The sequence below is a fragment of the Candidatus Igneacidithiobacillus taiwanensis genome (genome assembly GCF_031962545.1).
GTDB classification, from domain to species: domain Bacteria; phylum Pseudomonadota; class Gammaproteobacteria; order Acidithiobacillales; family Acidithiobacillaceae; genus Igneacidithiobacillus; species Igneacidithiobacillus taiwanensis.
In genome coordinates this window covers 1-8,440 of record NZ_JAVRKK010000098.1, presented here as the reverse complement: position 1 = coordinate 8,440, position 8,440 = coordinate 1, and the positions used below count along the sequence as shown (strand labels likewise).

The following is an 8,440-nucleotide window of genomic DNA, read 5'->3' as shown; positions in this document are numbered from 1 at the left end:
ACTTTCTGGGCCTGCCAATAGCTTCTGTTCTGCCGCCTCGATGCGGGATCGCAGCCATTCCTCCCGTTCCTTGGCCTCGGCCAACTGTGCCTGTAGGGCCAGGACCAGCTTTTCCATCTCTTGAAATCGCGCCTCTAACTCTATGTAACGGTTACGAGAATTTGATGTATCTTGCTGCTCATTTTGCGTATCCTCTGGTGTATCGTGCAGTACACCGAATACCCGCATGATCTCGGCAGTGTCGATGATTGGCCTACCCCTATAGTCTCTCTCAACCGTTATCTTTCCGGGATAGATATACCCCCTATAAAGCTGCTGCCTGCCGATCCCAGCTAGCTTTGCCGCCTCTGTAACTGATACTTTTGCCATCGTCTTTCTTTGTATCCCATGGTGTGTAGTTGCGTACGATCATGGCATCTTGGGGGATATGGTGAAAGCGTATGCAGTATCTACCCCGTTCCCGACCAGCGGGAGGAAACGCAAGATAAAGGGTAATGATGGCCTTGGATGCTCTGACCCTGATTTGGTTTACTTGCGATTGGCCCACTAAAGGTCGCCACCAGGGAACGGCATCCAGCCAAAATGACGGCTTCACCGATTTGTCTTATAACCGCCCCTCATCTGCGGATAGGGAATCCACCAAAATCAGGCTATCTGCCGAGCCGTGGGGTAGGCCGACGAGACAGAAGGGCGCAAAAAGTCTGATCGCTGAAGTGGTCACCGTTAGGCGTTCGATGGGTACTCAAAAAAAACAGGCCGGCCCAAAGAAGCGGACCGGCCCATGTTACGAAAACCACTCTCGACTCTTACCAGCGATAGGATGCCAGCAAGTCGAATGTGTTGAAGGTTTCGCTGTTGGCATACTGCCCATTATAAGCAACCTTGGCAGTCCACGGAGAATGGTCCCCTTGGATGGTGAGTCCCACACCCGTATCAACGGTGGCTGAAGGGGCAGCAATGCCGACTTCTGATTCACTCTGGAAACCCAGGGTGTAGACCTGGGATACATGGCGGTTTCCTGCATAGGCGGTACCCCCAACAGAGATCCAGGGAACCAGCGTCAGGTTGACAGTATGGAAGTCATAGCCTGTCCGAACACCTGCGGTGAAGGCTCCGAGATTGGTGTTTATCCCGCCATAGTACAGATCCAGGAGATTGCCCGCTCCGGATTCTTTATACCCATTGAGCCCGGTATGTAGGTAACGGGCTTTTCCATAGGGCATGACAAAACCATTACCCTCGGGGATCAGGTACTGGGCCTGGATACCCGTCCCGAAATACCAGCCATCCGTGAAGCCTGTAGCAGTCTCATTGAGACTAGAGAGATTCCTGGTGCTGTTTTCTTGCAGACCACCGCCCCCCAAGGTTCCGGAGATCCGAAGCTGTCCCTGGGTATCGATGGCATACAAGAAACCACCGAAGTCCTTGGTGTCTACCGTCTGCTGGGAGGTTGTCGTACCCGTACCACTACCGGTGAAGGCTGCACCTAAGACCAGGTGTTGGTTGATGGCCCGGCCATATCCAGCAACGCCACCGTAATCCTCGACATTGGCTCCGTACGCATGACCGAAGCCACCAAAGCCCTTGGTCCACCCTCCTAACCGGCTATGAGTGAATACCCCAGACTTCGTTTGTTGGGCACCATCCATAAGGGTATCTATAGTGGAGAACAGCGAGACATTAGTGGCGTTAGGGCTGTCCACCACGCCATTACCACTATGGAAAGCCTTAGGAGTCCCCTGGATTGTTAGATAGACATCCTCGGGGGTGTAGGAAACAGATGGGTAGATATAAGAAGCATATCCACCAGAATTTTCATTCAGCACCGTAGAGAAGGTACCACTAACTCCATTGCTTGCTGTCAGAATGGTGTACCGCTGGCCAGCATACATAGCATTTTCATTGGCACCGTAAACTTCCAATGTTCCAGCCAAGGATGCCGCACCATTGACCGCCAGCTCATCATTATCCACACCTGCAACCGGAGGGTTGCTGGTCGATGGGCTTACCTGGATGTCCAGGGTTCCCGCAGGAGACTGGGTGTAATTGCCATTGATTGTGAGGATACCAATGGTTCCTCCGGGGAAGACGGTACCGGCATTACCGACGTTGCCAATGATCGCGCCATGACCGCGCAGGAATGCACCGGAATCCACGCTAACAGAACCTGAAAGAGACGCATTGCTGTGGTTGATGTCCCCAACTTCGAGAAGTCCACTCGTGACAGTAGTCCCCCCGGTCGTGCCTCCAGTTCCATTGTCAATAATCGTACCCGCGGTCTGAAGGGCACCGCTACCGAACATACTGCCAGTCAGGGTTAGGGCATTGTTAGTGGTGGGGTCGAGACTGGTCTGGTTGGTCCCGATCAATTCTCCCCCGTTGCTGCCGATGGTCAGGGAATTAGCCAGGGCGATGGACGGAGCACTGGCGTTGATGGATAGCGCGCCACCGTTGAGGGTGATACCGCCCGTACCCAGATTGTCCGCGGCACCAATGGAAGTGGTGCCACCCGCCAGGGTCGTACCCCCGGTATAGGTGTTACCCCCCGAGAGGGTCGTGGTACCACTTCCGGTAAAGGTCATGCCGCCCCCACCAGAGATGACCCCAGAGAAGGTATCGTCATTGCCGTTGTTATTGATCGTGCCAGCACTGATCGTAGTAATGGCAGCCGCGTCGGTGAGACCACTGGTGGTTTCCAGTGTGCCCCCGTTGAAGGTGATACCGCCAGTGCCAAGATTGTCCGCAGCACTGATGGATGTTGTGCCACTATCCAAGGTCGTACCACCAGAATAGGTGTTATCCCCAGAGAGGGTCAGTGTTCCACTACCATCCATAACAAGGGCACCCGTGCCAGATGCTTCCCCAATCACGCCAGAGAAGCTGTCCGTGCCACTCCCCGTGGTAGTAAGGGTATCTCCATTGAGATTGAGTGTACCGCTACCGTTCAGATCGGAGATCGTCTGGGTGGCGTTATCCAGATTCATCGTGGCGCCGCTATCCACGGTCAAGGCCCCGTCGCCCAAGGCTCCACCACTGGCTACGTCCAGGGTCCCCGCTTCTACGGTCGTACCCCCGGTATAGGTGTTGGTACCCGAAAGCGTCGTGGTGCCGCTCCCTGCGAAGGTCATGCCGCCTGCGCCAGAGATCACACCAGAGAAGGTATCGGCATTGCCGTCGTTGTTGACCGTGCCACCTCCACTGCCTGCCGTGATGTTTGCCGTATCGGTGAGACCCTGGGTGGTTTCGAGCGTGCCACCGTTGAAGGTGAGGGCCGCTGATCCCAAGGCATTGTCAGAGGATACCGACAGTGCGCCACTATTCAGATCCCAACCCAAACCGCTGTTATTGGTGCCGGTGATCGTCCAGGTTGTCCCGGAAGTGGCATTTTCTTCCAACTGATTAAAGCCAATGTATTGGGTACCCGTCAGACTGCCGCTTTCACTGGGTACCACATTGGAAACATCGAAGCTCGTACTGGCGCTACCACCCAACGCCAGCGTATCGCCACCGTTGGTCGTGCCACTGGTGCTGACCACATTGCCAGTAAAGGAATATCCAGATTCCAGTTCCAGCGTATTGCCGCCGCCAGAAAGCTGTACGGCATCTGCACCGCCGGCACCATTGATGGCTCCGGCATTGATAATCGTGCTGTTGCCAGTGGAAACGACGCCGTAGCCGCCGGTGCCGTCGGCACCGGTGCTTTCGGTGGCGTAGGAGCCTTGCCCGCCGATGCCACCGGCACCGCCGGCGATCGTGCCGTTATTCGTGATGGTAAATCCATTACCATATACACCGGCACCACCACCGCCGCCGCCGCCGCCGCCGCCGCCGGTGCTTCCGGTGGCGTAGGCGTAGCCGCCGATGCCACCGGCACCGCCGGCGATCGTCACTCCGCTCGCCACAATGTAGTTCTGGCCTGTTCCCGCCGAAATACCTGGAGCGCCGCCAGAACCGCCGCCGCCGCCGTTGCCGTGGCCGCCGCCGTAGCCGCCGGAGCCGCCGGCGCCATAGCCCCCGCCACCGGGTTCGCCGGCACCGCCTGCGCCGCCGTTTACGCCAGAACCGCCGCCCCCGGCGTTGGGGTAGTTAGTACTAATACTTATACCGCCTGCGCCAGGGCCGGCTGAGTCGGCATTTCCCCCGGACTCCCCGGGTGCTCCCGTTATGTTGGTTGTGAACGTCGTCGTACCCGCCATTGCCGGGACGCTAACGCCTGTCCCCAACCCCAACGCCAGGGCAATCAGTCCCACCAGCAACTTGCGATGTTGCTGCCTTCGGTGGCCCGTCACGCTTCCTTTTCTAGGTGCGCGCCCGAACTCTGATGCTACTTGTGGGCTAGCCAGACTATTCTTCCAGATCAGACGATAGATGTGATTCATAACTTCAGTCTCCTTTGGGGTAATACCGCGTCTTGGGAATGCGCATTGTAATTCCAATCGCTCTTTCTATCTTCACAGCACGGGGATCTCTTTACGGATCTGGGATGGATCTTTCCAGAAAGCATCTCCCTGGAATCTCCGAAACAGATCCGGGGGGAGAATGGTTGTGCGCTTCACTGCTTCTATCCGGGGACGGACATAGTGCAGTCCGGGGGTGCCCGCCTTGCGATCGTAGTCTTCGGCGTTGAAATGGATATGATCCAGATCATGGGGAAATGCGGGTTCCTCCAGAAAGGCATATAAAGCTTGTAATGTCTCTTTCGGCTTTGTCACCAGGCTTTCGTAGGTCACCAGGATCAGGCGCCCTGGCGCTTGTTCTCCGTAATACGCCTCCTTCAAAGCGTCATAGGCGTATCCCACCAGGCCTTCCGGACCCGCCAGCCCGTTGGCACGGGTGTATACCGTGCCGCCAGGCTGATAGTCGAAGATCAAGGAAGGCTGGAAGGCATTTTGGCGCACCAGGCGCTCGATACTATCGATGATCCAGGAAACATCCCGCACGCAGGCAATCACCTTACTGTCCGGGAATAACGTCTGGAGCGCAGGGAGACGGGCACACCAGGAGCGGTTGGTATCAAAAACCACTTCCTGCGGTACATCGGCATAGAAGTTCTCGAACAATCCCCGAAGCACCCGTTGCCGCCGCGCATTGCTGATGAATACCGAAAACTCGTTCCGATCGCTCATTCCTCCCAGCAAGGTACGAAACATGCCCGCCAAGGGGCCACTCATATGGGCATGGAACCTAGGATTTTGCCGCAGAATTGCGGCAAGCAGTGTAGACCCGGAACGCGGCATGCCGGAAATGAAATGGAGTTTTCGGTTCATGGGTGACGGTATATCCATATTCTGGTTTTTTATAAAGTATGTGCCCCTTGCTATAGTCAGATATTACCCGCAGTGCTACAGCCATTTCCTCAAGCTATCAGGTAGATAGCAGGCGTCTCGATAGTCCCACAAATTCTACCTTTCCACCAGAGATTACGCAGGAAAACTACCCACGGGAGACTTCCATCAAACCACCGTTTGATGGACACGCCAGCCGAGGCCTTCCCGGCCAATGTTTCCTGGCAGGCCTCGGAGGTTGTTGGAAAAATGGCCCAAAAGATGGGTTGTTGGAAATCCATCCGCCAGACGACCTAGCGAGGCCTCGCCTCGCGCTGGGCGTCTGCGGACTTAGCGCTGTAGGCCTCGAATCCCCCTGCCAATCGCAAGTCTCTGTTCTCGGTCTTTGTCTGCCTGCGCCTGAATCGAAGAGCGCACGGCTGGCGGTAGCCCCTCGATTATCTTGGATAATTTGCTCTCCTCTAGTTTGGTGAGATGGGGCAGCTTTTCCGGTCCAGAGGTGGAGACGTAGGCCCCGACCGGAATGTAGGGGGCATTATCCAGCTTCCTGCTCATTCCGCTGGGGACTATGCAGCATTCCTCAACCCCGCCCCTTTTCCAGTTTCTGACGACGCACAAATGGCCCTCTGCGGCTTTTCCAAGATATGTACCGACCACGAGGCCTCGCGCGCGGCTGTCATCATAGCGTGGTAGTCGGCTCAACCACTCATCGAGACTTTTCTGTTGACCCTCCTTCCACCCTTGATAGACATACTCCCGTGCCTTCTCGATGCCTAGCGGTCTCCCCTCGCGCACCAGACGGCCAAAGCTGTCCTTTTGCTCGTCAGTCATGTTCTCAGGTGCCAACGTCAGTCCAGCATAGCCTAGTCTGTAGCCCAAAGCGGCCAAGTCTGCCTCAACCTGCTCCCGTGTACGTTGGGCAGGCCTCGGTTCTGGGCGCTGGTCCTGTGCAGGCCTCGGCGCTGTCTCCCGCTGCTGTGACGGTATAGGCGGCTGGGCCTTCTCTACCTGCTGGGACGGCATCTCTGGCCGTGTATCCCTCTGCTGCTGCGGTACAGGCTTCTCCACCTTTGGCACTCCCTGGCTCGGCGGGAGCGGTGCAGGCAAAGGGTGATCCTCTTTGGGTGGAGTAGGCTGATCCTTTTGCAGGGTCGGCTGTGGTGCAGGACTCGACGTATCCCTGACCGGCTCGATGGGCTTTGCGGGACTGGGAATAGGCTTGTCCTTGGCCTTGGCGGGCTTCTTGGGTCTTCCCCACTCGGCTCTCGTCTCCTGTAACAGCTTTTCCAGCTCTTTGATGGCTGGGTCGTCTTTTACAGCGTCAAAATCCGGCATGTCGAATACCGGCAGTGGCTCCGCGGCGATCTCGGCTTCTTGTCTGACCCTTTCTTCTGCCTGCCGTTTAGCCTCTGCCTCTCTGGCCTGCCGCTCCGCATCGATCCGTATCGCTTCTTCGGCAGCTTTCCGCTCAGCTTCCTGTCTGACTCTCTCCGCGGCCTCCCTTTCCATGGCCGCACGGGTACGGGCCTCCAGATCCTTATCCGCCAATGCAAAGCCTTGGGAGAGGGCAGCACGGGCTATTTTGGCCTGAAACTCGGCGGGACCCGTCAGGGATAGTGTGCTCCAACCTTTGGCCTTGGCGACCTCCAGAAGCACCTGAATCTCCCGATCCGTGCCCCCTTTCCGGGCAACTACCCGGTCGCCCCGGTCCACTATGTCAATCTCCCGATTGGTAAGGACCAGATGATTCCCCTTGTCCCGCTGCACTCGCACCCAGGGGGCCAGCTTTTCGGCCAGGTCTTTGCCGTACTCCTCCGTTAGTCGTTTACGCCGCCACGCTACCCACTGCTCCCGCTCTGGATAGCGGATACCAGGGCGCTGCTCCGCTGCTGTGGCTCGATCATTCCGGCGAATGTTCCAGCGACCTTGAATCGCCTGTGCATTCCGCCGCTCGTGCCGCTGCTGTTGGGCCGTCAGGATGCGCTCGCGTCTGGCGATCTCTAAGGCCTCCCGCCGCGCCTCTAGCATCCGCCGGATCGTCAGAATTCTCTGTGCCTTAGCTAGTTCTTCAGCTACCAGCTCGGCCTCTCGCTCTGCTGCCCGCCGGGCCTCCAGGGTAGCTTGCCGCTCGGCCTTGGCCTGCTCGTAGGCAATGACCAGGGCGGCCCGGTCTGGTGCCTTCTCCGGCCCTGCGTGGGTGAGCACACGACCCCTCTTGGGCTGCGGGGGGCGATCCAGGGCAGCCGCCCGCTCCTCCAGCACCCGTCTCTTTTGCGGGTCTTGCTCCTGGGCGGCCTGCCGCTCTACCTCCCGCCGCTGTTCCTCCAGGGTCCGGTGGTCGATGCGAACAGCGAGGCCTGCGCGCTCCAGTGCTCGGTTCACCAGATCCTGCCAGAGGGGACGGATGCGGTCGGTCCAGACCGCCTTGTCTCCGCCCTTTTGGAAAGATCGCTCTCCCGTCTTGCGCGCTCCGCCCTTCCCAGGCTCCTTACTGTTGTAGCGCTTGAAAAAGGTCGCAGGTAGCCGATCCTGTCCATCGAATACCCGATCACTCACTAGGATATGGACGTGCCGCCGGTTGGGGTGTGCTGGGTCCTGTTGGTGAATCGCCAGGGTGTAGGGGGTAGCGCCCTCTGCTACCTGGGCCAATTCCCGGGCAAAGGCACTCGCCAAAGCAATCTGATCTTTCAGGGATAGCTCCTCAGGCAGGGCTACCTCCACCTCCCGATAGGTGCAGCCGTTGGCCCGTTCGTACTGATCGGAAGCATCCCAGAATAGGACGGGATTGTCAGCGGCCCAGGCGGGTATATTGCCGGATTCGGCATAGACCAGTTCCGCGGCCTTGTCGATCTCTACCTCTCGTACCAAAGAACCTTCAACCACCCGCTCCCGCGCCGTGGCATACGGCCCCTCCCGCAGCACATAGCGGGCCTTGCCACCGGCTCCCTTGCCGCTGGCCTTGTTACCGCTATGCACATGCAGATGATAGACCGCCATTCTCCCTCCGGGTACAGGGGCGAAGCTCCTGCAGCGCTGGTTTCTTGCAAAGAAACCCTTAAGCGCGCCTGCTTAAAAAGCAGGAAACGGCTGGGGATTGTGGGAAAAGAAATACCCTACCTTTTGCGGACCCGATAGGCCGGTATCGCGCCCAGGTC

General features: G+C 57.9%; 3 protein-coding genes. All 3 read right to left on the bottom strand.

Features of this window, described 5'->3' with window-relative positions; translation table 11 throughout:
* Positions 1–806 precede the first annotated feature (806 nt).
* The 3 genes from RTI30_RS10750 to RTI30_RS10740 all read right to left on the bottom strand — a co-directional run bounded on the left by RTI30_RS10750 (position 807) and on the right by RTI30_RS10740 (position 8,282).
* Positions 807–4,379, bottom strand: a complete 3,573-nt coding sequence (locus RTI30_RS10750) for an autotransporter-associated beta strand repeat-containing protein (protein WP_312283750.1) — start codon at positions 4,377–4,379, stop codon at positions 807–809.
* Positions 4,380–4,451: 72 nt separating this feature from the next.
* A complete protein-coding gene (locus RTI30_RS10745; protein WP_312283749.1) occupies positions 4,452–5,267 on the bottom strand; it encodes a sulfotransferase in 816 nt (271 codons plus the stop codon).
* A gap of 348 nt (positions 5,268–5,615) precedes the next feature.
* Positions 5,616–8,282 carry a MobA/MobL family protein gene (locus RTI30_RS10740; RefSeq protein ID WP_312283748.1) on the bottom strand — a complete coding sequence of 889 codons (2,667 nt, stop codon included), beginning with the start codon at positions 8,280–8,282 and terminating at the stop codon, positions 5,616–5,618.
* Between the last annotated feature and the right edge of the window lie 158 nt (positions 8,283–8,440).